The 23,703-nt window shown below is 64.6% G+C and carries 26 protein-coding genes; 18 read left to right on the top strand and 8 right to left on the bottom strand.

What is annotated here, in order from left to right; translation table 11 throughout:
• Nucleotides 1–256: 256 nt before the first annotated feature.
• From EQG66_RS14290 to EQG66_RS14210, 16 genes are all read left to right on the top strand, one after another.
• Nucleotides 257–571: a hypothetical protein gene (locus EQG66_RS14290; RefSeq protein ID WP_066559731.1), complete on the top strand. Its 315-nt coding sequence runs from the start codon at nucleotides 257–259 to the stop codon at nucleotides 569–571.
• 34 nt (nucleotides 572–605) lie between these two features.
• Nucleotides 606–893, top strand: a complete 288-nt coding sequence (gene traL / locus EQG66_RS14285) for a type IV conjugative transfer system protein TraL (RefSeq protein ID WP_070157786.1) — start codon at nucleotides 606–608, stop codon at nucleotides 891–893.
• A 12-nt stretch (nucleotides 894–905) separates the two neighbouring features.
• A complete protein-coding gene (locus EQG66_RS14280; RefSeq protein ID WP_129405225.1) occupies nucleotides 906–1,469 on the top strand; it encodes a type IV conjugative transfer system protein TraE in 564 nt (187 codons plus the stop codon).
• Nucleotides 1,470–1,477: 8 nt separating this feature from the next.
• The gene (locus tag EQG66_RS14275) at nucleotides 1,478–2,218 is read left to right on the top strand and encodes a type-F conjugative transfer system secretin TraK (RefSeq protein WP_129405224.1); all 741 of its coding nucleotides are present in this window, start codon (nucleotides 1,478–1,480) and stop codon (nucleotides 2,216–2,218) included.
• Nucleotides 2,218–3,561, top strand: coding sequence for a TraB/VirB10 family protein (locus EQG66_RS14270; protein ID WP_225011208.1), 1,344 nt, complete (start codon nucleotides 2,218–2,220; stop codon nucleotides 3,559–3,561). Before EQG66_RS14275 ends, EQG66_RS14270 begins: the two co-directional genes overlap by 1 nt.
• Nucleotides 3,558–4,427: a DsbC family protein gene (locus EQG66_RS14265; protein ID WP_129405223.1), complete on the top strand. Its 870-nt coding sequence runs from the start codon at nucleotides 3,558–3,560 to the stop codon at nucleotides 4,425–4,427. The genes EQG66_RS14270 and EQG66_RS14265 overlap by 4 nt, the downstream gene beginning before the upstream one ends.
• Nucleotides 4,427–5,050 (top strand): hypothetical protein, encoded by a 624-nt coding sequence (locus EQG66_RS14260; protein ID WP_129405222.1) that lies wholly within the window; start codon nucleotides 4,427–4,429, stop codon nucleotides 5,048–5,050. Before EQG66_RS14265 ends, EQG66_RS14260 begins: the two co-directional genes overlap by 1 nt.
• The gene (gene traC / locus EQG66_RS14255; protein ID WP_129405221.1) at nucleotides 5,047–7,599 is read left to right on the top strand and encodes a type IV secretion system protein TraC; all 2,553 of its coding nucleotides are present in this window, start codon (nucleotides 5,047–5,049) and stop codon (nucleotides 7,597–7,599) included. Before EQG66_RS14260 ends, traC begins: the two co-directional genes overlap by 4 nt.
• Nucleotides 7,599–7,985 carry a hypothetical protein gene (locus EQG66_RS14250; RefSeq protein ID WP_129405220.1) on the top strand — a complete coding sequence of 129 codons (387 nt, stop codon included), beginning with the start codon at nucleotides 7,599–7,601 and terminating at the stop codon, nucleotides 7,983–7,985. The genes traC and EQG66_RS14250 overlap by 1 nt, the downstream gene beginning before the upstream one ends.
• The gene (locus tag EQG66_RS14245; RefSeq protein ID WP_129405219.1) at nucleotides 7,978–8,364 is read left to right on the top strand and encodes a TrbI F-type domain-containing protein; all 387 of its coding nucleotides are present in this window, start codon (nucleotides 7,978–7,980) and stop codon (nucleotides 8,362–8,364) included. Before EQG66_RS14250 ends, EQG66_RS14245 begins: the two co-directional genes overlap by 8 nt.
• A complete protein-coding gene (locus EQG66_RS14240) occupies nucleotides 8,361–8,882 on the top strand; it encodes a S26 family signal peptidase (RefSeq protein ID WP_129405218.1) in 522 nt (173 codons plus the stop codon). Before EQG66_RS14245 ends, EQG66_RS14240 begins: the two co-directional genes overlap by 4 nt.
• Complete coding sequence (traW, locus tag EQG66_RS14235; protein ID WP_129405217.1) at nucleotides 8,879–9,508, top strand: type-F conjugative transfer system protein TraW; 630 nt, start codon at nucleotides 8,879–8,881, stop codon at nucleotides 9,506–9,508. Before EQG66_RS14240 ends, traW begins: the two co-directional genes overlap by 4 nt.
• A complete protein-coding gene (gene traU, locus EQG66_RS14230) occupies nucleotides 9,505–10,518 on the top strand; it encodes a conjugal transfer pilus assembly protein TraU (protein WP_129405216.1) in 1,014 nt (337 codons plus the stop codon). The genes traW and traU overlap by 4 nt, the downstream gene beginning before the upstream one ends.
• Complete coding sequence (gene trbC / locus EQG66_RS14225) at nucleotides 10,515–11,270, top strand: type-F conjugative transfer system pilin assembly protein TrbC (protein WP_129405215.1); 756 nt, start codon at nucleotides 10,515–10,517, stop codon at nucleotides 11,268–11,270. The genes traU and trbC overlap by 4 nt, the downstream gene beginning before the upstream one ends.
• A complete protein-coding gene (traN, locus tag EQG66_RS14220; RefSeq protein WP_129405214.1) occupies nucleotides 11,267–12,346 on the top strand; it encodes a conjugal transfer protein TraN in 1,080 nt (359 codons plus the stop codon). The genes trbC and traN overlap by 4 nt, the downstream gene beginning before the upstream one ends.
• Before the next feature lie 317 nt (nucleotides 12,347–12,663).
• Nucleotides 12,664–13,812 carry a DUF499 domain-containing protein gene (locus EQG66_RS14210; protein WP_129405213.1) on the top strand — a complete coding sequence of 383 codons (1,149 nt, stop codon included), beginning with the start codon at nucleotides 12,664–12,666 and terminating at the stop codon, nucleotides 13,810–13,812.
• A gap of 122 nt (nucleotides 13,813–13,934) precedes the next feature.
• On the opposite strand, the gene mobF is transcribed toward EQG66_RS14210, so the two are convergent.
• A complete protein-coding gene (gene mobF / locus EQG66_RS14205) occupies nucleotides 13,935–15,953 on the bottom strand; it encodes a MobF family relaxase (protein WP_245988117.1) in 2,019 nt (672 codons plus the stop codon).
• A 44-nt stretch (nucleotides 15,954–15,997) separates the two neighbouring features.
• The gene (locus EQG66_RS14200) at nucleotides 15,998–18,328 is read right to left on the bottom strand and encodes a type IV secretion system DNA-binding domain-containing protein (protein ID WP_129405212.1); all 2,331 of its coding nucleotides are present in this window, start codon (nucleotides 18,326–18,328) and stop codon (nucleotides 15,998–16,000) included.
• Between the two features lie 94 nt (nucleotides 18,329–18,422).
• Here EQG66_RS14200 and EQG66_RS15405 point away from each other — a divergent pair, with 94 nt between their 5' ends.
• A complete protein-coding gene (locus EQG66_RS15405) occupies nucleotides 18,423–18,665 on the top strand; it encodes a hypothetical protein (RefSeq protein WP_181951817.1) in 243 nt (80 codons plus the stop codon).
• 446 nt (nucleotides 18,666–19,111) lie between these two features.
• Here EQG66_RS15405 and EQG66_RS14190 read toward each other — a convergent pair whose 3' ends face one another.
• Nucleotides 19,112–19,333 carry a hypothetical protein gene (locus EQG66_RS14190; RefSeq protein ID WP_129405211.1) on the bottom strand — a complete coding sequence of 74 codons (222 nt, stop codon included), beginning with the start codon at nucleotides 19,331–19,333 and terminating at the stop codon, nucleotides 19,112–19,114.
• 347 nt (nucleotides 19,334–19,680) lie between these two features.
• On the opposite strand from EQG66_RS14190, the gene EQG66_RS14185 reads away from it, so the two are divergent.
• Nucleotides 19,681–19,908, top strand: coding sequence for a DUF6437 family protein (locus EQG66_RS14185; RefSeq protein ID WP_129405210.1), 228 nt, complete (start codon nucleotides 19,681–19,683; stop codon nucleotides 19,906–19,908).
• A 114-nt stretch (nucleotides 19,909–20,022) separates the two neighbouring features.
• Here EQG66_RS14185 and EQG66_RS14180 read toward each other — a convergent pair whose 3' ends face one another.
• The 5 genes from EQG66_RS14180 to EQG66_RS14160 form a co-directional block, all read right to left on the bottom strand.
• A complete protein-coding gene (locus tag EQG66_RS14180; protein ID WP_129405209.1) occupies nucleotides 20,023–20,412 on the bottom strand; it encodes a single-stranded DNA-binding protein in 390 nt (129 codons plus the stop codon).
• Nucleotides 20,413–20,715: 303 nt separating this feature from the next.
• A complete protein-coding gene (locus EQG66_RS14175) occupies nucleotides 20,716–21,144 on the bottom strand; it encodes a DUF6915 family protein (protein ID WP_129405208.1) in 429 nt (142 codons plus the stop codon).
• Between the two features lie 10 nt (nucleotides 21,145–21,154).
• Complete coding sequence (locus tag EQG66_RS14170) at nucleotides 21,155–21,616, bottom strand: DUF6878 family protein (protein WP_129405207.1); 462 nt, start codon at nucleotides 21,614–21,616, stop codon at nucleotides 21,155–21,157.
• A gap of 122 nt (nucleotides 21,617–21,738) precedes the next feature.
• Complete coding sequence (locus tag EQG66_RS14165) at nucleotides 21,739–22,692, bottom strand: DUF2493 domain-containing protein (RefSeq protein ID WP_129405206.1); 954 nt, start codon at nucleotides 22,690–22,692, stop codon at nucleotides 21,739–21,741.
• A gap of 303 nt (nucleotides 22,693–22,995) precedes the next feature.
• Nucleotides 22,996–23,418 carry a hypothetical protein gene (locus tag EQG66_RS14160; RefSeq protein WP_129405205.1) on the bottom strand — a complete coding sequence of 141 codons (423 nt, stop codon included), beginning with the start codon at nucleotides 23,416–23,418 and terminating at the stop codon, nucleotides 22,996–22,998.
• Between the last annotated feature and the right edge of the window lie 285 nt (nucleotides 23,419–23,703).

Here is a 23,703-nt window from a genome sequence, read left to right as displayed (position 1 = left end):
CAGCGATTCGCGCAGAGACCGACCGCTTCGGCGCAGACTCCGGCCCGGTTCGCGCGATCTTCGGCCAGATCGGCGCTCAAAGAGATCAAGGCAGCGCGATTCCCGGCTCACACACCGGTGGATGTCGCTTTTTGCTTAGTCGGCAGGCCTCGAACGACGGTCGCGATTTCCTACAGGCCCATCGAGGGATCACGAAGAACAGACAGCGAACGGTTCGCCGCTTGCTGTTCCTTCAATCCTCGAAAGGCCCTGCCTCATGAATACCCCTCTCCAGCTTCCCCGGCGTACCCAGCTCAAGGACTACATCCTGCCCGCGCTGGTGGCGCTCGCCGGTGCCGGCGCGGCTTATGCCGGCGCCGACACCACCTTCGATCCCGCTCTCGTGAAGTTCACCGATTTTCTCGAGGGCTCGGGCGGCAAGATCATCACCGTGCTCAGCCTCGCGGGTGGCCTCATCGGCCTCGCTTCGGGTCGCTTCACGCTCGGCCAGATCGCCGTCCCGGTGGGCGTCGGCATCGGCGTCGGCACCGGCGTGCCGATCGTCACCTCGGTCGTGACCGCGGTCATCTGATCAGCGGATCCGGTCACGGCGGGAGGGCGGCATCATGGCCGACAAGTACCTCGTTCCCCAACGGCTCGACGATCCGGAGCTCATCGGCTTCTGGACCATCGACGAGTTCGCGGGGCTGTTGATCCCCTTTGCCTGGGGGATCCTGGCGCAGCACATCTTCATCGGGATCGCTCTCGCCTTTGCGGCCTGGTTCGTCTTGCGGAAGGCGAAATCCGGAAACGCGGGCTCGGCGCTGGTGCATGCTGCCTACTGGTACATGCCCGGGGGTTTCCTCGGGCTGAAGGCCACGCCGCCCTCCCATTGCCGCCTCCTGGCCGGCTGAGGGAGACAAGCGATGCGCGCAGAATTCGCATACGAAGAGGCCCAGAAATACCTGCGCCAGCGCAATTGGCTGGCTCTGGTCGCCGGCGGTCTGGCTGTCACCACGCTGCTTAGCGTGGGGGCAGCGGCAACCCGGGACCGGGAGGTTGTGCTGGTCCCGGTGACCAGCGAACGGCTCTCGCTCTCCAGCGCCGGACCGGACGCGCACTACCTCGAGCTCGTCACCCGCGACACTGCGCTGATGCTGCTCAATCGGAGCCCGCAAGGCCTCGACTACTGGATGGCCGAGATCCTGAAGCTCGCCGATCCGGCCGCTCACGGCCGCCTCAAGGCCGAGCTCGTCAAGATCGTCGACGAGCAGCGCGGCTCGGACATCAGCCAGGTCTTCGTCATCCGCAAGATGGAGGTCGACCCGGCCGCCCTCACTTCGACCGTCACCGGCACGCTCAAGACCTTCGTCGGCGCGCAGGTGATCGCCAGCAACGATCGCAGCTTCCGGTTCCGCTGGAGCCGGCACGGCCTCGCCCTTGGGCTCACCGGCTTCGAGCAGCTGCAAGACCAAAGCCAGAAGGACTGAAGACGGCCATGAGCTATCTTACCCCCACGACCGCGCTTGGCGCCGCCCTGTGCGCCCTCGCGTTCAGCGTGTCCCCGGCCTTTGCCGACCAATTCGTCGAAGCGGCCGACAACGCCAAGATCGACTGCGTGCTCTCGCGCGGCGAGCTGACCCGCATTGCGCTCATCGACGATGGCTTTGCCAACGTCTCGAAGATCGCCAGCGCATATCCCTACAACGATTTCACTGTGACCCATGAGCCGGTCCGCGGCGACATTTACATTTCGGTCCCGCCGCAGTTTGCCGCCGACCGGGTGGGCTTCTTTGCCACGAGCAAGGCGGGCTACGTCTACAAGTTCGCGTGCCGGACGGCTGCCCAAGAGGCGAGCCAGATCTTCGTCACCAACCCTGCGCTGAAGACCCACGAGGCCGAAGACTGGGAGCAGGCGGCAGGTCCCGACGAGGCGGCGATCCGCCTGATCGAGGCCATGGCAGGGGATGCGGTCCTTCCCGGCTTTTCGGCTCGCGCCGAACTGGGGCTCCCCCGCAAGACCGGTGGGATCGAAGTCCAGCTGGTCGCGGAATACTCCGGTGCCGAGCTCGTCGGGCAGCGCCTGGTCTTACGCAACCTCGGCAAGGAGCCGCTTGACCTTGCGGCCGACCGGGAGGGTCCGGCCGGAACCATCGCCTTTGCCTATGGCCGCGATGCGCTGCGCCCTGGCGAGACGACCAGCGCCTTCCTTGTCTTCCGCAAGGGAGGGCTCGAGTAATGGCACAAGAAACCGAACGGTCAGGCGGTGAAACCGCAGCCGACAACGGCCAGGTGGCCGCCACCCCTGAGAGCCGGCGCGAAGTCGGACGCCGTAACCTCAATCGCCAGATTGCCCAGCGGCAGAAGGCTTTGCTCATTGGTGTCGGCGCCATCGCCCTCGTTGGCGGCGCGACGTTCCTGTTCAGCGGCGACAACGACAAAGGCTCGGGTGATTCCGGCGAAGCGGTGACGATCGACACCGGCGGGCTCGTCAACCGCAACCTGTCCGAACGCGAGTTTGTCGCGACCTACGGCAACCGGGCCGATGCCCAGGACCGCGAGATCAAGGCGCTCAAGGAAGGCCAGGTTTCGCGCCCCGAGCTCGAGCAGCAGCTCGCCGCGCTCAAGGCCGAAAATGCGCAGATGCGCACCGACGGTCAGCACGCGATCGATGCGATCTCGGCAGAGAACGCGGCCTTGAAGGTACAGCTCGACCAGACCTCGCGCGCATCGGCTGCACCGGTCATGCCGCCCCCAGCCTATGGCCCTGGTGTCACTCCGGGTGCTGGCAACCCGGCGCCCGGTGCAAATCGGCAGGCCGCCGATGGCCCGTCAGCGGATGCCAAGGTCAGCCTGATGAGCTTCGAGACCGGCGGTGCCGGACCCAAGAAGCCGGCCGGCGACACCGCCGCCCCGCAGCTCCTGCTGCAGGACAGCCCCGATTACCTGCCGCCCAACAGCTATGCGCCGGCGCGGGTCATTGTCGGGGTCGACGCCTCGACCGGTGTCGCCAGCCAGACCGATCCGCTCCCAGTGGTGCTGCGGATTACCGGCCCGGCACGCTCGGTCATGCGCGGCGGCAAGGTGCTGACGACCGACATCACCGGCTGCCTCGTCAACGGCGCGGCCCGCGGCGATCTCAGCAGCGAGAAAGTCTATGTGAAGCTGGCGCGCATGACCTGCGCGCAGCCGGGCGGCCGCTATGCGGTGAGCGAGGTCAAAGGCTTCATCAGCTTTGCCGGCAAGTCGGGCGTGCGTGGCCGTGTCGTCAGCCGCGAAGGCAGTCTGGTTGGCCAAGCCCTCCTTGCCGGCATCGTCGGCGGCTTTGGCCGGGGCTTCTCTGCCAATGCCAACGGCATCTTCACCGGTCAGATCGGGGCCGATGGCAAGCGGCAGGCACTTTCGCCGACCGACATTGTCACGGGCGGCATCGGCCAGGGCGCCGGCGAGGCCGCCGATACGGTGAGCAAGTACCTCATCGAACGCGCCGAACAATACCAACCCGTCGTCGAGATGCCGACCGGCATCGAGGTCGAGATCGTCTTTCTCGACGGCGTTCACGTCAGGAGCAACACGAAATGAATTACACGGATTTCCGGCCGGGTTTCAAAGCCCGCGCCGCAACGGCAGCGCTTGCCCTCACGACGGCCTTCGCCGTCGTCAGCCTCGGTCTCGCGGCGGTGACGTCTGCGCCGGCCCAGGCGAGCGACACCTCGAGCGCCGTGCGCGCTGCACTCAAGGCACGCCTTCCCAAGACGCCGATCGACGCACTCACTTGCGAGGGCTTCGGCGGGCTGTGCGAGGTCGTGTCGGGGAGCACGCTGTTCTACGTCGATGCGTCTGCCCGCTACCTCCTGGTGGGGCGGCTCTACGATATGGAGACGCGCCGAGATGTGACGGCAGCGCGCCTGCTCGAGCTCAACCCTGACCTCATCGCCGCCGGCGCAGCGCGCGCGGGCGCCGAGAGCAAGGCGCAGGACGAAGAGCCGGCGAACGCGGTCCCGACCAAGGTCGATCTCGCCAAGCTCCCCGCCGATGGCGCCGTGCGCTGGGGCAATCCGGCAGGTCCCAAGGTGGTGGTCTTTTCGGACTTCCACTGCGGCTACTGCCAGCGGCTGACCGGCGAACTCACGAAGGCGAACGTCCAGGTCGAGGAACGGCCGATCTCGATCTTCGGCGCCAAGAGCCGGGCGCTGTCTGAGGCCGTCCTCTGCGCGTCCGATCCGGCCGCCGCGCTCCATGCCGCCTATGCCGGTGAGGCGCCGAAGGCGCGACCGGGCTGCAAGCCCAAGGGCCTCGATGCAAACGAGGCTTTCGCCAAAACGAATGGCTTCAACGGCACCCCGGTGCTGGTGCGGGCGAGCGATGGCGCGGTTCTGCAGGGCTATCGCCCGGCGAGCGAGATCCGCCGCTTCCTTGGCCTCACCCCGAACAAGGGAGGCCAGTGATGCACCGCTCCGACAGACATTCACTCGCACCGCTGCGTCTTGCGGCGCTCGCTGCCCTCGTTGTCATCACCAGCGGCTGCACGGTGCTCGGCGGCAACGTCAAAGGGAGCTTCTCGTGCCGGGCACCGGAGGGCAATTGCGCGCCGACTTCGGTGATCGATGAAGCGGCCACCCAGGCTTCCGGCAAAACGCCCGAAGCGATGAGGCAGCCATCGGCCCGCATCCAGCCGGAGATATCCAAAGGACGGCTGCGCGTCGTGCTCGCGGCCTATCGCGACGCAGATGGGCGGACGCATGAAGCGCGGGTCGTCGAGGTGCCGCTGCCGACGAGCGCGGCCAGCCAGTTTCAGGATCCGGCGAGCCGCCGCGAAGTCGCTCGGGCACTCGCCCGTGCAGTGAGCGCCGCTCGTCATCCCGAGAGCGCGGCGGAGCCGCCGCGCCCGGTCGGTCCCCCGGCCGATCTTCCTGCCGATCCTACCACCACCGCCGTGCCGGACGTGCTGACTGCCCCCTTGCAGCACGCGCCGGCCGGGGGACCCGGGACTGCCTCCCTCCCGGCCCGGGTCCCCCACCCTGATGCACACCATGAGGAGCCCGCTTCTCAGGAAGGTCAAAAACCATGACTCTCTCGCTTGCCAGCGCGCGCGATGCGCTGATGGGCTCGCTGTTTGCGGACACGGCCTCGGCGGAAAAGCCGCGCATGAGCTTCGGCCTCGACATGTTCTCGGACTGGCTCCCGTACCGGGTCTTCGACGAGAGCGCCGGGCTTTACCGTAATGCCCGCTCCAAGGGCTTCATTCTCGAGGTGACGCCGCTCATCGGCGCTGATGAGCGCACTGGCGAGATCCTAGGTCAGTTCTTCTCTGAAGGGCTGCCCCAGGGCGCCTGCCTCCAGGTGCTCAATTTCGCGAGCCCCCGCATTGGGCAGGTCGTCTCGCCGTGGTTCGCACCCCGCTACGAGCAGGGCGGGATTTACGAAGCGATCGCGCGGGAGCGGATCGCCCGGTTCTACGATCTCGTCTGGGAGAGCGGGTCGGCGCACGCGCCCTTCCATGTCCGCAGCAGCCGTCTGATCGTCTCTTTGGGCGTGCCAGAAAGCGCGCATGTCGCCGATGCCGAACTCGCCGAATGCCGCGAGGGGCTCCTGGGTCTCATTCATTCGCTCGGCCTTGAAGCCCATGCGCTGCGGCCCTCGGCGCTGATCGGGCTGATCGACGAACTGACCTCGCCGACCACGGCCCGCGAACCCGAGCGCGAAAGCTGGAATCCGCTCGAGCAGATCGACGCCCAGGCGATCCGCAGCGACATCGAGATCGAGGTTGAAGACGACCGCATGGTGCTGCGAACCGAGCGGTTCCGCGAGATCGGCCGCGACCGCGCGGGCCATCCCGAAGTCGGCGAATGCCTGCCCGATAGCTTCGATCTGCGCCATTTTGCCGTGCGCGCGTTCCCCGAACGCTGGGCGCCTTGGGAATGTGCGCGCCTCATCGGCGACATGTTCACCGACAAGCTGCGTTTTCCTTGCCCCACCGCGACCATGCTGTGTCTGGTCTATCCCGACCAGGAAGCCGCCTCGGCGCGCGCCGGCTACAAGTTCATGCGCACCACGAGCCTGAGCCAGACCAAGAGTGCGCGTTTCCTGCCCAAGCTTGCCGACCAGTCTGCCGAGTGGCGGCACGTCCAAAACGAACTGCAGGCCGGCAAGAAGCTGGTGAAGCTGTTCTACGGGCTCACCAGCTATTCGCCGCTCGGCCAGGGCGACGCGCATGAACGCGTCATCAAGGCGATCTTCAAGGCGGCAGGCTGGGATCTCGCCGACGAGCGCTTTCTCCAGCTCCAGGGCCTGGTTGCAGCCTTCCCCTTAAGCCTCGCCGATGGGCTGGCCGACGACATGCTGCGCCTGAAGCGCATGCGCACCATGCTTTCGACCACGGCGGCCAATATCGCGCCGATGCAGGGCGAATATCTCGGTCGCGCCGTGCCCCATCTCCTGCTGGTCGGTCGCCGCGGCCAGCCCTTCTGGTGGTCGCCGTTCGAGAATGGGGCCGGCAACCATAACATCGCCATCTGCGGCAAGTCGGGGTCGGGCAAGTCGGTCCTGCTCCAGGAGCTTTGCGCGGCCCTTCGCGGCGCGGGCGCCAAGGTCGTCGTGATCGACGATGGCCGTTCGTTCGAGCATTCGGTGAAGCTTCAGGGCGGCCGGTTCGTCGAGTTCACGCTGGCGGCGGGCTTCTCGCTCAATCCCTTCTCGATGGTCGACGATGCCCGGGCGGCGGGCGATGAAGACTACCGGCTCGATTGCTTCGCGATGATCAAGGCGATCATCGGCCAGATGGCGCGGCACGATGACAAGCCGAGCGATACCGAGCGCGGCCTCATCGACCGAGCGGTGACGACGGTCTGGGACACGCTCGGCAGCGGCGGCGGCATCGACGATATCGCGGCGGCCCTCGAACAGGGCGGCGGCGAGCTCGGCGTCAATCTTGCGACCGCGATCGCGCCCTACTGCCGGGGCGGCAGCTATGGCGGGTTCTTTTCAGGGCAGGCCAGCTTCGCGCTCGACGATGATTTCACCGTCTTCGAGATGAGCGACCTTGCGAGCCGCGAGGAACTCAGGAGCGTGGTCCTCTCGGCGATCATGTTCATGACCGGCCAGGCCATGACGCGCACGTCGCGAGCAACGCGTAAGCTGCTGCTGATCGACGAGGCCTGGTCAATGCTGCGGGGCGGCTCGATGGGCGAATTCGTCGAGACTTATGCTCGCACCGCGCGCAAATATGGCGGCGCGCTTGCGACCGCCACCCAGTCCCTGAACGACTACTACAAGTCTGACGGCGCGCGCGCGGCACTCGAAAACAGCGACTGGATGCTGATCCTCCAGCAGAAGGCCGAGACGATTGCCGATTTCCGGCAGAGCGCCCGGCTCGACATGGACGATCGCACCGAGACCCTGATCCGGTCGCTGAAGCGCTCGGGCGCGGAGTATTCCGAGATCTTCATCAAGGGGCCTGAGACCGAGGCCATCGGCCGTCTGGTGCTCGACCCGCTCTCGGCGACGATCTTCTCGTCCGATCCCGACACCTACGCCGCGATCCAGGCGCTCGAGGCGCGCGGCATGCCGCTTGCCGATGCGATCCGCAAGGTTGCGGGCCTCAGCCAGGGAGAGCGCTGATGGCCTTCCACCAGACGCCCTTCGACCACATCGGGGTGTGGTCGCCGCAGCCGCGTTTGCTGCCGTTTCTGCAGGGGACATGTTTCGTCCTCATCGAAGCGTCGCGCTTTGCCGTCTCGACCCTGCTGATTGTGCTCGGCCTGCCGCTCTTTGCGTTCCTGTTCCTCGCGGGCTGGGACCTCGGGCTCCTGTTCACGCAGCTCGCCAATCTTGCCGACCACTACCGCGATGCGGACGCAATCCGGCGGATCGCCTTCTCGCAGGACCTCCAGGGCGTGTTCCTCGCGACCTCGCTCGGCGTCCTGCTGGCGCGCGCACCGCGGTTTTTGAAGCGCCTCGAAAAGACGCTCGCTCCGCCTGCTTCCCAGGAGACCGACAATGGCTGACACGACCCTATTACAGCCCTTTAATCGCACACTGGTGCTGCGTCTGGGCGCGGTTCTCCTTGCGGTCTGCCTCCTTCTTTGGGGTGCCTGGGTCAGCCGCGAAGTAGCGCGTCCCCGCGAGCAGATCGTCACCGTGCGCCTCTCCGAAACGATCGCGCGCTTCGTCGATGCCGAAGCGCGCAGCGGGAAGGCGCCCGAGGATGGGCAGGCACGAACGCTGGCTTACCTCCAGGCCGCCGAGGCTGCGGTGCGCGAGATGGGCAGCAATGGCCGGGTGGTGCTGGTCGCCGAAGCGGTCCTCAGCAGTAACGTGCCCGATGCCACGGCTGAACTCGAGCAGCGCGTTGCCGCCAAGCTTGGCCGGGAGAAGCGGCCATGACGGATCTTGTCGCCCGCACGCTGCGCCGCGTCCGGCGTCCCTTGCTCCTCACGGGGATTGTCGCCCTTCCGTTTGCCTGGGCGCCGATTGCCGCTTTCGGTGAGGATCATGCTTTCCTCATCAATGCGAGCCCGAGCCTGCCGAACTGGGCCTTCTGGCTAGACAAATCGGCGCCGATCGCACGCGGCAGCCTGATCTTCTTTGAGCCGCCAGCCTCGGCGATGCTGGAGAGGCATTTCGGGAAGGGGCCGCATCTCTTCGGCAAGCGCGTGATCGGCCTGCCGGGCGATGTGGTGAGCCACGAGGGCGCCGAGGTCCTGGTCAACGGACGCAAGGTCGGGGCGCGCCTCGCGCGCACCCGTCTCGGGTTGACACTCAGCCCCGGCCCCGAAGGGGTTATCCCGCGCGGTTGCTACTATGTCGGGAGCGACCACCCGCGCGGCTTCGACAGCCGCTATGCCGAAGTGGGCTTTGCCTGCCGTGGCCACATTCTTGGCAGCGGGAGGGCGATCCTGTGAGGCGTACACTGATCCTTCCGCTCTGCCTTGCCTGCGTCCCTGCGGCCGAGGCCCGTGACTATGGTCAGCACGGCGCGGTCTTCCTGGTGATCGAGCGAGATCTCCTCGAGCAGATCCATACGCGGCTGACCGCGATGGAAAAGTCGGGCGAGACGGAGCGGCTGAACCAGGAACTGCAGCGGCGCACCACGGCCCGGGTCAATCGGCCCGAGCCGGTCTCCGGATTGGTCCGCGCGAGCGCCGCCCGTCGCTGGAGCTTTGACCCGACCATTGCGCTCGAGACCGATATTCGAGGGCCCAAGGGCGAGCTCATTCATGCACGCGGCACGAGGGTGAACCCGCTCGACCGCGTACCCCTGCGCGCAGAGCTCCTGTTCTTCGACGGCGACGATCCCGATCAGCTCAGCTGGGCGCTGAGCCAGTCGGGAGCTGCGAAACTCATTTTGACCAAGGGTGCGCCGCTCGAGCTGATGAAGGCTCGGCAGCGACGCTTTTACTTCGACCAGGGCGGCAAACTCATTCGCCACTTCGGGATCGGGGCGGTGCCGGCGCGGGTGCGTCAGCGAGGCCGCGCGCTCGAAGTCAGCGAGATCGTTCTTCCGCTTCGCCAAGGAGCCCGCCCATGACACATCTTCGTCGTCTGGCTGCGGTCATGCTCGCAAGCCTCGGTCTGGCGCTGGCCAGTCCAGCCAGTGCCGATGCGGGTCCGGGCCGCTGCACCGGTAGCTTCGTCAACCCGATTACCGACATCTGCTGGTCGTGCCTGTTTCCGATCTCGGTAGGGGGCCTCAAGATCTGGCCGTCGAGCCGTCCTGATCCCTCCAACCCGACTCTGCCGCTATGCCTGTGCGGTTTGCGCCCCGGCATCGCCATGGGATTCTGGGAGCCGGTCCGGCTTGCTGACGTCAGCATGAAGCCCTGGTGCTTCGTCAATCTGGGCGGGATGAAGCTCGATCCGGGCTTCGATATCGGGTTTCGCTCGATCAAGGGGCCGTCGGCGATCGGCGGGGCGAGCCAGAACTACTCGAGCTGGCATGTCCACTGGTACGCCTATCCGCTGATCTACTGGATGGAGATCGTCACCGATTTCCTGTGCCTGGAATCGGGCTCGATCGACATTCTCTACATCTCAGAGATCGATCCGCTCTGGCAGGACAGCGAACTCACCGCGATCATCAATCCCGAGGCGGTCCTTTTCGCCAACCCGCTCGCGCTCGCCGCCTGCGCGGCCGATTGTGTGTCCTCGACGGTCCACCTGCCGGTTGACGAGATGTTCTGGTGCGCGGGCTGCCAGGGCTCGATGTACCCGATGAACGGCAATGTCTCGGCCTCGATCGGGCATGTCCAGGCTTCGCGGCTCGTGCTCTCGCGCTTTGCCTACAAGCTCCACCGCGAGCTCGTCGCCTGGGGCACGATGGGCAGCAAGGGGCTCTGCGGCAAGTACCTGATGCCGGTGATGCGCAAGCAGCAATACCGCTTCCAAGCCACCAATCCGAACCCGGCGACCAAGGGGCGCTATGCCTGCCCCCCGATCGGCGCCGCCACCACCTTTCAATCGGCTGGACAGGTCATCCCCGCGATCGGCGAGGACATGGGCTACCTCGTCTGGCGCAAGCGGAACTGCTGCGCGCTATGAACCGGAAACTCCTTCTCATTCCGCTGGGACTGGCTCTCCCGCTCGCGGGCCTCGCGCTCGCCCAGAGTGCCCCCGACGGCATCGACCTCGACGCTATTCGCGCCCGCTCGGCAGAGCACGCCGAGGACGCAGCCGCCCTGGCGGCGACGGTCCGCGAACGGGCCGAAGCCGTGCACGATGATGCACTCCAGACCCAGGATCGGGCGCAGGCAGCTGGCGCGCGCTACGCGGACAACCTGCCGCCCACGGCGAAGAGCACGGATGTCTTCGATTTCGATGCGATGGTTCGCGAGCGCGCCGAGGCGGAAAAAGCGCCGCTTGGCGAAAGCCCGCGCTTCATCGCCTTTGCCAGTCTGTCGATGCCGCCCGAGGCCTTGAAGGCCTTGGTGCGCGACATGGGCCGCGCCGGCGGCGTGACCGTGCTGCGGGGCTTCCCATCTGGCGATTCAAAGCGGTTCAAGGCGCTCCTGGCCGAGATCTGGCAAGGCGAAGATGCCCCGCAGGCGCTCGGAATCGACCCGCGCCTGTTCCGCGCCTTTCGCATCGAGGCAGCGCCGAGCTTTGTCATGGTGGGGAGCGACTTCTCACCTTGCGATGGCTTCGATTGCCAGGACGTCCCGCCGCCCCACGACCGGCTGACCGGCAATGTGACTGTCGGACAGGCCCTCGAAACCTTCAAAGACGGTGCTGGCCCGGGCGCTGCGCTGGCGCGCCTTCATCTGACCCGCCTCGAAGCAGGAGCCGATCAATGAGAACGATCCTGACGCTACTCTGCGCCGGTCTCCTGTGCGCGGGCGCCGCTCAGTCCGTCTCGGCCCAGTCACAATCAAGGCAGACGACTGCTGATGCGAAGGCCGACGGCAAGGCGTTCGGCAATGCCGTGATCGACCAGGTGAAGAGTGCAGCCACTACTGCACCCGACGCCTCGCGCGTGCCTGGTTTCAACCCCGCCGGGACGCAGAGTCTGGAAGATCTGGCCGCCCATCCGGACCGGATCGAGGGCGCTGCGCGCAGTGCAGCTGCCAGCAACACTGCCATCCGCGCGATTGAGGATTCGATGAACAATCGGGCGCGCTTCTCACCCCAGGAGATCAAGAGCATCCTCGCGCGCTCGGGTGAGATCAGCAAGACCCCGCTCGACTACACCAGCGGCATGTCGGTCTCCGGCTCGAAGGGCAATTGCGTGCCGCTGCCGCCGGGCACTGGCTCGGTCGGCACGTACATGGCGACCTGCAACACCGGCTATACGGCCGAGCAGAAGTCCGCATCCTGTCCAATCACGCTGGAGGCCAGCGCAACCCCGCGCGACATTTACGGCTACTATTGCGTTGGCGGCAGCGGGGTCGATCCCGCCAGCATCTACGCCTGCAATCATTATCCGGCGCCGCAGTGCACGGTCACGCAGTCCTGGCCGATCAACCTGTGCGATCCCTATTTCGGAATTTACTGGGGCTGTTCCTATGGCGACCTGCATGTCGACCTGGTGAGCTGTACCGCGCCGGTTGATGGTGCGACGCCTTACACCACGACCACCGAAACCGTGGTGACGACCCAGCGCAACGAGAGCCAATGCTCGGGTCTTGCGGGCGATAGCAATTGCTCGCTCGACAGCGAGGTCTGCACCGACAGCGATCCCGTCACCCGGATCGTCGACGGCGTGTCGGTGACCCAGCCCTGCTGGGCCTGGCAGCGCAATTACACCTGTTCGGCCAGGATCGCCGGCAATGATTGCAGCGAGCTCGAGGCCAACGGCAGCTGCCGCTTCGTGCGCGAGGATTGCCTGACGGGCGACAGTCCCTGCTTAACCGCTGAGCGTGTCTACGAGTGAGTAAGCACGTCTCGATTGCGGAAGCGAGGCATGTACAGGTAGCGAAGTGTGTCTTCCAAGAACGCGGCAGCATTCGCAGACCAAGCTCCGCCGTTCCAGTAGAGTTCTCTCAGCTTTCCGCGGAGGTGGATTGGCGACCAAGTCGAGATGACCAACTCGTTGTCAGTGCAAACCCGTTCGATCTCACTGCCGACAGAACTTCCTGCCGTGTTAACGGTGAACACCTCGATTCCAGGCTTTGGATCGGTCGGCGCGTCCTGCATCGGACACAGCAGCCAAGGCGCAGCAATCTGATCTGTTTGAATGAGGGATCTTCGATGAAACCGTGGAGAGAGGTTGCAGTCCCTCACCGAGACGTGCTGGAAGGAACGTTCCAGCAGTCAGAGTTCGCAGCTGACATTACGGCTGTGAAGTCATGCAAAGCCAGCCACGAATATCAGGACGCTGTCGCGTTCTACGAGCGTACGTTCATCACTGAAGGCATGGCGATGCTGCTCACGCAGGTCGCCCAGCGCCTTGCTGGCAAGGGTGGCGAGCCGGTCGTCCAGCTTCAGACGGCATTCGGCGGCGGCAAGACCCACACTATGCTCGCGGTCTATCATCTTGCCACCCGTAAATGCGCTCTTGCCGAGCTCTCCGGAATTCCCGCGCTTGTTGACCGCGCGGGTTTGATGGACGTGCCTCAGGCGCGCGTTGCCGTCATCGATGGCACCGATCGCGGACCGAGCCAGTCGCGCATGTATAGCGGTCAAGCCGTAAGGACCCTCTGGGGTGAGCTTGCATGGCAGCTTGGCGGCGCTGAAGGCTTTGCGCTTGTCGCCGAGTCCGATGCCGCCGGAACTTCTCCGGGCAAGGAAGTGCTGCGTGAGCTTCTAGAGCGATATTCACCGTGCGTTGTGCTTATCGACGAGCTTGTCGCCTATGTCCGCCAGTTCCCTGAGTCCCAGGCGATACGATCAGGCTCAGCAAGCCGCGACTTTTTTGCGACCGCTTACGGAGAGCGCGAAGGCAAGTACGAAGGATTCTCGTTTGGTGGCGGGGAGGCCGTTTTTGACGATACGTTGCTGCTGATCGACCCTGACGCGGCGAAATCATACGAGGAGGCCAACCGTCCGGCGGAGCCGGCCTCACCCGCAGAGCCGGCAACCACTTCCGTTACCGGTGCTCCCCCAGCGGGTGCTCCGCCATCTTCCGAACCGGGAATACCGACAGCGACGCCTCAGCCTGCCTCGGTAAAGCCAAAGGTTTTCTATGGGACCGCTGAAATTCCGCCTGCGACCGCCAAGATGCACTTGGTCAATCTCGCGGATGAGATAATCGCATTGCTGGCGTCCGATCCTAATGCAAACGTCCGGCTGACGGTCGAAATCTCTGCGGAGTTTCCGGATGGTGCGAGCGACAGCATAAAACGAGCCGTCTCAGAGAACGCGAATAGCCTTCGCCTGAAATCCGCAGACTGGGAGTAGCATCTTCGGGACACGGAAAACGACCACCTCCGCCACACGTGTCAACTCAAACTGATGGCGTGGTGGACGCATAGTCCATGGGCAGATCTGGGCGATTTAGTGGTTCGTCAAAGCCTGGTGGTTCATGGTTCTGCAGGTAGCGCTAACCATTGCTCGGCAGCGACCAATGCGCTGTCCCCCGCTGTCTCGATCGTCGAGCCTTCGAGATGACCGAGGGCGGTATGGACATCGCCCGATTGAGCAGCGGCCTGTGCGAGACGCAGCTGCGGATCCCGGCCCCGGAGGTTGGTGGTCATGTCTGCGCGCGCAATGCCCGCCTTCTGGACGAGATCGAAGGGTTTGCCCGCGTCGACCGCACCGAGCTGGCGCGCGTCGCCAACAAGAACAAGCCGCCGGACGCCGGCAAGGTTGCCCAGCGTCACGAGGCGTTCCTTGTCGTGGTTCGAGACCATCGAAGCTTCGTCGAGGACCAGCACCCGGTCGCCGAGCGCCTCCTTTGCTTCAGCCTGAAGACCGGCATTGCCGGGATCTTCCAAGAGCGGCGCCCAGCTCTTGAGTAGCCGAGCCAAAGTCATCGACGTGATGCCGGTATCGCGCTCCAGCATCTGCACCAGGGTGTTCTGAACCGCGAGCCCGATGATCTCCTTGCCTTCCTCGCCGAGGATCTGTGCCACGGGCTTCATGACACTGCTCTTACCGGCACCTGCTACACCCTGAATGGCGATCGTCCGGTGGGTCGACGACAGGATCAGGCGCGCAGCTGTTTCCTGGCCCGCGTTGAGGTCAATACCGTGATTGATGGCAGCAACGGCCTTGACCCGTGCACCCGCTTCATTGCTGTCGAGAATGGGAGCGACAGCATCCCTCCCGGCTTCGACGGCAGCGAGAATGCGATGCTCACTAGCAAGCGCATCGCGCGAGGTTAGCCAGCCCTTGTGCTCTCCTGACCCTGGAACGAGATCGCCCGAACGCACCAGCGCATTGACCCGCGTTTCGACGGCCGCGATCGTTGTGGGCAGCCCAAAGTCCAGTGCTGCTTTGTACAGCGCCTCACGCGGAAAGGCTGCTTCGCGCTGCGAGAGGTGGCGTACGGCAGAGGCCGTTGCCTGGGCGGCGGCAATGGTTTCGCGGTCCTGTTTGAGGACGTGAGCCGGGATTAGCGGATCGGCAGGATTGCCCTTGATCCGCTCGGCAAAATCCCGAAGCCACGCCTTGCCGCGCTCGATCAGGCTGGTGCCGGATGCGGGGGTGCGAGATGCTGGATTTGCGATGGTCTGCGCCTGTTCAACCATAGCCGGCAGGGCGAGGCCTGCGGCCTGGGCATGGTCTTGCCAGCTCGACAAAAGTGCGCCCCGATCTGCGACTGCCTGCTTGGCGCTGCGAGTGTCGAGGGCCGCAATCTTGCCAGCTTCAAGCCCGGGGCCACGCCGCGCGTCGAGCACTTGCTGGCGCCGCGTGGAGAAGGCCATGACATGCTCGCGGGTAAAGCCTGCCGCCTCGAAATTACCGTGTTTGCCAACGGGGCCTACCGCATAGCCGAGCTTTTCAACCGAAAGGCGGAAGCGCGCCATCGTCATGCTGTTGAGCAGCGTGTTGAGCGACCAGAGCCGGTCGTTCTTCAATGTTCGCCATTTGCCATCGGCACCTTTCGTGGCGTTGGCGACTACGGCGTGGAAGTGGAGATTGGGCTCCTGGTTCCTGTTCGTATCGTGCTGGAACAGCGCCACGGTGAGGTTGCCGGTCTGAACCGTGCGCACTTTCCCGCTTTCAACGAGGCGCGTTTCGGCCGCGTTCTTTTCGGCCCATCGCAGCGTCTCGATGACCGCTTCGCGATAGGCTTCGATGATCCGCTTATCGCCGCCAACGAGCGCGAGAACCGACCAACTCTTCGGCAGTGAGAAAGTGAGATCGGTTCCGGCACGGTGCTGGTTTTCGTGGCCGACCCTGGTTCCGTCGGGGAGTTCACCTTTGAGGAGCTTGTCGAAGACTACGGCATCAACTTCTCCGGAAAGGCCCAGCGCCGCGGCGCCTGATCCCACCCATTGACCCGATCGGTCGGCGTCCGCGCTTGCGTAGTAGTTGTCGGCAGCAAAATAGCTGGCCGCGCCGGAGGCTGACCGGACATTGGCGACCGAAAGCATGGATCCTGTTCCTTCAAGCAAGGTGCCCCCTTGCTTTGCGGCTCTCAAAGATCGGGTTCGTAGAAGTCCTGTTCGCCGCTCTCGATGCCGCCTTCGAGCAAGTCTCGTTCCGCCCTTACGCGAGGATGGTCTCGCTCTTGCGGCCGCTCGATCGGCTGCGACTTGAAGTCGCTCGAACCGGGCTTGTCTCCTCGCATCAGCGCCTTCTCATCACTGGACAGCTGCGCTCCGTCGGTTGCTTCACTCCTGCCAGAGAGAAGCGGTCCCGGCGGCAGTGTCACGGCAGTTCCGCCCACCGCGGTGGCTTCGGTGGCTATCTCAGCCTTGCCTTCGTGGAGCGCTCCCCGCGCGTCACGGGTAGGCAGGGTGCGGGACTGTTCCTCACCCTTCTGGCTTGCCTCGTCGGGCGTGGGCCTCACGGTCTGCAGGTCGAGCTTCAGTTGCCGGGGGACGACCGGCTTGCCGGCGCCATCGTCATTCGCGGCTGGCGCACCTTCGGCGGGTTCGGATCGCGATGCAGGAGAAGAGGTGCCCGCTGCAGCTCCCTCATCCGGGGCAGTCCGTTGGGGGCCAGGTTCGGAGGCTCGCGCAATGAACCCTTCGGCCAACCGGGGCAAACGGCGCGGCACGAGGGTGACCGGAGCGGCCGGGAATCCGTCGGGGAACTTGAGGTAGCCGGAGAGCCGCGGCAGGTTCATGAACTGGTCGGGAAGGAGCAGTGGTTCGATCTGTCGCCGAGGAGTCAGGCTGACGGCGTCGCGAGCATTGTTGTAGCCGTAGCTGTACCCTTCCTCCATGTCGCGCACCTGCCGATGTCCGATGAAGTCGGAGCACCAGGTCGCCGTCTCCCGGTCGGCCGTGGCAAGGATCAGTTTGCTTCGAGCCAGCGAGGATAGGGTCATCGCCATGTTCTCGCCGTAGACTTCCTTGAGCTTGGCAAAGGCATGGACGCCAGTGACAATCGCTCCTCCGAAATTGCGTGCGGTCTGGAGCCCTTTTTCCAGCGCGGGCAGCCGGTGCAATGCTCCCAGTTCGTCGACCAGGAACCAGATTCGGAGATCCGGGGTGCGCTCCATGGTCATCAGCGTGTTCATCGCGGTGTCGAGCCACAAGGTGAGCAGCTGCGAACAGATCGACATGTCGACATAGCGCGCCGAGAGGAACAGGATCGATCCCGGAGCGGAGATGCCTCGCGTCCAGTCCCGCACCGAGAAGCGCGGGCTATTGTTGGGCAGCAACTTGAGCGCCTTGGCATTGGCGTTGAACACGGCCCGGATCGACTCCGCCATGCGCGCCGCTTCGGGAGCGGTAAGCGGGTCAGCCATGGTGCCGCGCATGAGCTTGTGGACCTGCGCAAGATCGGCGGTCATTAGCCTAGTCGCGAGCGCGTGGTTGGTAGCCTGCCCGGTGCGCTGGAGATGCAGGCACATCTCGACGAAGAGCATGCGGGCGGCGAGCACCCAGAACTGCTCCGAGCCGCCACCGTCGTGCGGAACGAGGGCTTCGGCCGCTGCGTGGAATTCGCCCTCGCTGGTGCAGTCATGAAAAACGCTCCAGGTCGGGCAGCGGGCATCGAGCGGGTTCAGGATGATGTCGCGCTCGGGGTCGTAAAAGGCCTCGATGAACGCCCCGGTGAGATCGAAAACCACCGCGCGTTGCCCACGCGCCCGGGCCTCGGCGAGGAGCTGGCTCAGGGCCACGGTCTTGCCGGTGCCGGTTGTGCCGATCAGCATCGTATGGCTCTGCTCAAGGCGCCATGGCCAGGACACGCCGGCGAGATGAGCCGGGCTGTAAAAGCCTGCCTCTTCGGTCGCTGCAGCGCCTGCCAGCCGCCATTTCCAGCCGAGCGCGGCTTGCAGTTCGCGGGCACGCTCGGTACTGTTGTGCCGGTCGATTTCTGCCTCGAGCTCGTCAAGGGTGACAAGCATCGCGCCGCGCTCGTGCTTGCGCTCCTTGGACTTGCCGCCAAACCGTTCAGCGAACCACCAAAAGGCGATAAAGGCAGGGACGAGGATGAGCGCAGAAAGGCCCATGCCGCGCCGGATGGCGGTGCCGAGCGCAGCTACGGCCTCACGCATTGGGGGAAAGTCGCGAACGACATTGAAGGGCAAGCGGACGGTGCCGCCACCGGCCAGCTTCAGCTCCACCAGCTTGCCGGGATCGAACTCCATGAAGGCGTAGCCCGAAGCATAGAGATGCATCCATGCAAGGTAGATTTGGTGATCGGTGAGCGCCGAAGCCACCTCCCAATAGGAGAGCCAGGCGGTGACAATGAAAGTCACCAAGAGCGGCCCTTTGAGCCCTGCCGCAAACATGAAACCGAAGTGACCGAGGAGCTGGCTGCCGCGCGTGAAGTTGAGGAGATTACGCTTCATCGCTGCCTCCCTCGGGTGCGGAGGCGCTGAGCCCGAGCCGGGCGAGCCTGCGATTGTAAGCCTCGTGCGTACGCTGCCGCAACGAGCCATCAGTATGGCTGGCCAGGAGCGCTTCGAGGGCTACCGTGATGAACAGGTTTTGCCGTACCGGGTCGAGGGCCCCAGGCCGCTTTCGCGCTTCGTTTTCACGCTGCCAGGCATCGACCAGCTGATCGCGAATGACGATGCTGACGGAGACCTGCTGGTCCCGGGCTTTGCCCTTAATCCAGTCAGCAAGTGGGCGGGGTACGTATGTCTGAAGACTGAGATGCCGATCCATGTTCTGGGGTCCAATTGACCCTTGCGAACCTGGTTCGATCTTGCGGAAGACAGCGATGAGAATAAATCAGGAACATTGGCGCGTCAATTGCGATAAACTGGCACCAATTCAGAGAGTTAGGTAGCCCCAATTTGCCCGTAAATCGCGAATCCAAGGCATGCATCACGCTCAAATTGGTTTAACACCAGCCCGAAACTTCAGCGTATCACACTGATATACCTATACTAAATCCAGCAGTGTCACTGCGTACGGTGTGCTCAGTCTACCAAGCTGCGGTAGGGTGATCCGGTCACTTCGCTGGACATGCTGGAGGGATTGAAGGGCGCTCGATAGCGCGGAGCCAAAGCGCGTGCGGGCGCCGATGCCCGCACTCTGCTCGTCGCAACTGATCCCGAGCGCGATCGAACCAACTGCGAGCAAAATAAAAGGGCAGGAACCGCTCCCGGCTCCCACCCTTTTCGGCGTCAGAATTCATCCAGCATCGACCCGTGAATGGTGTGGACGACACGCGTCGCCAGGTGTGCCGGCAGGGCGCAGTAGTCACCTTCATCGAGCGCGATGTATCCGAACTCGTCGTCTGCCACGATGTGCTGATCGAAGTAGCTGTGCAGTGCCCTGCGTTCGGCGAGTTCCAGGGCCTCGAAGTAGCTGCGGGATGAAGCGGTGCAAGGTGCAGAATAAGCCATGAAGATCCTCCTGAGGTTGTCTCGAACGACAGGGGGAAGTGCGATGTTCGTGCGCATGACGGGTCAGGGACCGCGCGCTCGCGCGGCCGCGTCAGCGGCGGTGGGGGAAACGATTTTGTCGGGGGAGGGATTCATCCCTTCTCCGGCAAAATGGTGGGGCCCTGCCGTCCTTGAGGCGGCATGTGGACGGACATCATGCTGGGCAATCCGTGAGCCAGCCTCTCTACCCTCTCGGTTGCAGGGGACGGCTGTATTCGGGCGCCGCTTTTCTCATTTTCCTACACCCTGGGCGCGGTGGCAAAGGAGCTATCGAGGGACCACGAAACAAGGGGGCGGAAAGGACTGACATGCCCCGCAAGAACAATCCGGTCGATGCCTTGAAGAAGCTCCGGGAACAGCGCGACGAACTGGCGGCCAAGGAAGCAAAGCTTCGCGACGAGGCTGCGATTGTCCTCGGCCACATTCTTATCGAGTGCGGCGCCGAGACAATCGAACCGGCCCAGCTGCGCCAGATTGTCCGCGCATCAATGGCGCTCGGGATCGAGGAAACGCTGAAGCGGATCGCCCCTGCGTAGCCCCAACCAGCGGCGGCAAGGGGTTCGATGCCCCGCGCCGCCGCATAGCCCCCGAGCAAAAGAAAAGGCCCCGATAGCATCTGCCACCGGGGCCTTGTCGTGGGGTAAGGACATTCAGTCCTCGTCGATGTCTGGGGCACCCTCGTTGCTGCCGGAGCGGCCCTTGGTAAGGAAGTCGACCTTGTCGGCGATGATCTCGCAGCCGTAGCGCTTGGTACCGGACTGGTCTTCCCACTGGGTGTAGTGGATGCGCCCTTCGACCGTCACGAGCTGGCCCTTGGTGCAGAACTTGGCGACGTTCTGGCCCAGGCCGTTGAAGCAGGTGATCCGGTGGAATTCGCTGTCCTTGGCGGTGTAGCCGTTCTCGTCCTTGTAGGTCTTGCCATCCTTGCGGGCGGGACGGTCGGTGACGACCGAGATCGAGGTGATGCTGGTTCCACCCTGGGTGGTGCGGGTTTCGGGGTCGCGAGCGATGCGGCCAACGAGGATAACGAGATTGGTCATGGTATTTCTCCTGATCGAGCATTCCGGGTCCATCCCGGCTGCAAACCCGAGCAGAAGCGCCCCGCGGCGAAGCGCACCGGAGGGGAACCCGGAACTGGTTCGGGTGGTGCGGGCAGCCGGGCACAGCCCGGCAACTCGGCCGGACCTGATCCGGGTTGCGCGTCTCGACGGGGGGTGATTCAGGGACAGGTTTGTATCGAAGCCGGGTGGAGCCGGATGCCTTGAACAGGTTTGCCCTGCCTCGTTTCCCTCCGGTCTTGGTCGGATCATTCCCCCGCCAGCCCTCCACCGGAGAACCCTTTCCTAGATCACGGTACGGACCGCTCCTCCAGCAGGTGGCCTGGTGCTGGACGCAACTGCTTCGCCGAGGACAGGCATATCGATCGTCACCCCTTCAGCGCCGTCCAGAGGGTTGCCTCGCAGCATCCAGGCCTGCGGCGTGATCAAGCGTGCCCAGTCCGCAAAGGAGGGGATCGAGCCCAAGTCTTCGCGCACGTGCTGCTCGCCGATCAAACGCACCGGAACGACCCGGCCATCGGCATTGACGAGGGTCTCGCCGAAGATCGCCTCCAGCATGAATATCCCCTCGGCATGGTGCCGCAGCGCGCGATGTCGGGGGTCTGCCAGGATTGCCTTGGACTCGTCGAACCACTGGTGCAGCGGGAGATAGTCATCCACCGTGCCGCCCCATTTCCGGACCGACGAGAGGGCGTGGTAGTAGCAGTGGGCCATGCCAGATCTCCTAGAGCTCGGTCGAGTGATCATCGGTCGCGGTGAAGCGCAGGCTGCAGTCGAGCACGAAGGTCGCTTCAGCCACATCGATCACGAGTTCGCCGCAGGCACCGTCGTTGATCTCCCAGCCAGGGTGGTGACGTTCGAGCGCCAGATAGGTCAGCTGCTCGAGAGCTTGCCCAAGCGACGGCAGCTGCTCGGAACCGGCACCATCCGTCGTATGTGCTTCGCCTACCTGCAGCGTAACATCAGGGCACGCCATCGCCGCACCTGCTGCATCGAGGCAGACACATTCCTCGATAGCACCGCTGTCGCCGCAACCGTCAAAGCGGATCTCGACGCGGGCGATGCCGGCTTCCTGCAAGCGCGGGAGAATGACGGTCTTGAGCTGCTGAATCTCTTCAACCACCTGGGTCTGCCGCTCGGCCTGGCGAACGGCAAAGTCGGCCATCACGGCTTCGATATCGATCATGGAATGCCTCCTGTAGAAAGGAGCCAACGACCATTCGCTGGCTCCAAGCGACAGGCGCCCGCCTTTCCTCTGACGGACGACGCCAGCGCCGATCCGGCGCTGGCGCGAAGACCGACAGGGTCTCAATCGGTCCTGGCCGAAGTGTTCTTCGGATTGGTGCCGAGGGGGCCGCGGCGATCGACAACGGTGATCCGCCGAGCCTTGGCCTCGATCACCAAGCGTTCGAGTACGCCATTGCCCGGAAAGGCAATGACGTAGCGCGGATCGAGCGAGAGCATCCGCTCGTTGCGCTTGAAGCCGGCACGGGCGCCCAGCCGCATGTCGAGCGAGAACGTCACCTGCGGAATGCCGCGACGTTCGGCCCAGCTCGATGCCAGGCGGTCGACGCCCTTGGTATCGCCGCCATGGATCAAGACCATGTCCGGCATGCGCTCGCGGACCTTGTCGAGCGTGGCCCAGACATTGTTGCCGAAGGTCAGCGCCTCGTCTTCGGTAGCATGACGGGTGCGCCCGCCAGCGAACACGACCGGGGTTCCTTCGGGCACGGCCGCACGGCGTTTTGCCTCGGCGCGGGCGCGCAGGAAATCCCGGCCTTCGACGAGCGCGGACGTCAGCATTGCACTGTGGTTGAAGCGAGAACTGGAGACGGGCTTCCAGGAGGAACCAAACTCGTTGAGGTAGAGGCCTGCTGCGACCTCGCGCATCTCTTCGAGCGCCAGCATCGCGCTTTCAGCGCATTGCGCCCGCTCGACCTGGGTCTCGAGTTCATGGGTGTGGACCTCGGATCCGTCAGCCGTCGCAATCAGCGCGCGGACCTCATCGGTCGCGCGGTCGAGGGCAGTCGATTTGCGTTCCGCCGAGCGGTGAAAGATGTTGACGAAGGCCCAGCCGAGATCCTCGGCGTCGGCTTCAAGAGCGGTCCCCGACACCATGGCGAAGAGATCGGACCAGACCGCTTCGAGGGTTTGGACGACAGCCTCCCGGACCGGGAAATCGCTGGTCGATACGGGAGCGGGTCCAATCGAGAAGCCGGCAAGATCGAGCCCGGCGAGTTGGTCGGCGAATGACGTGTGCATGGGATGTCCTCCTGACTGACGTGAGGCCGACGCACCCGTTCATGGCTGCGCCAGCGAGAGCCCGTCAGGGCCAGCATTCAGGCAGGGTTGCGCACCCGTCAGGGGGAACCCGCGCGGGCGGGCTGGCGCGGGCAGGCCTTGAGCCCGAAGGGCAAAGGCCAACACGGGCCCGGCCACGCCGGGTTGCGCAAGACTGGCGGCTGGCCCAGGGCCTCTCTCGCATGGCGCCAGGCCATGGGCGGTCGGAACAGCCATTGGCAGGGGCACGCCCTATGCCTCATGCATGCACCGCCCCGGCTCGGCTCAAGCCGCTCGCTTGGTGTAGACACCCTCTCCGTTCGACATATGCCCGAGACAGTCATAGTCGCCGAACACGTCATCGAAGCGGGATGCGATCTGGGACAGCCAGCGCTGTGCCCGCGGTGAGCGGGCCGTGCGCCAATCGGCGTCCCAATAGGCGCCGTCATCGCGTTCGACGATCCAGACGGCCACTAGCCCGCCGTAGACCGATGCGCCGAAATCCGCATAGGCATTGCGCATAAGGATCCGGTCCTCCCGGCCGCGCCAACCGTCATGCGGGATCAGCGACGGGAAAGCTCGGCCGGCTCGCTCGCGCAGTTCGTCAAGCAGCCAATCGTATTCGAATTCCCAGTCGTCCTCGGCTTCGACCTCAAGCACTGTGAAGGCGACGATTGCGCCGCTGGGATAGCTGACTGATCGGCCCATGGCATCCTCCCTCAGGCCGCAAGCGCAGCGTCGTCTGACGCGTCGTCAAACTGTTCGGGCATGACCCTTCCGCCAAGCTTCAACAGCAGGGTCGACGCCTCCTCAGCCTTGGCGGCAGCTGTCAAAATGGCGCGATCGTCATCCTTCAGAAGCTTGAGTAATCGCGAGGTGTCGATAATGTGAAGGAGCGCGGCCAGATTGGCCGAGTTCTGGGGTTTCCTGCAAACGTTCCTTCACATTATTTCAAAGCGTGTCGAGCCAGGCGAGCACGCTTGTATCGCGCTT

The sequence above is a fragment of the Sphingobium fluviale genome, from assembly GCF_004122115.1.
GTDB classification, from domain to species: domain Bacteria; phylum Pseudomonadota; class Alphaproteobacteria; order Sphingomonadales; family Sphingomonadaceae; genus Sphingobium; species Sphingobium fluviale.
This window is presented reverse-complemented; position numbering and strand designations above follow the sequence as displayed.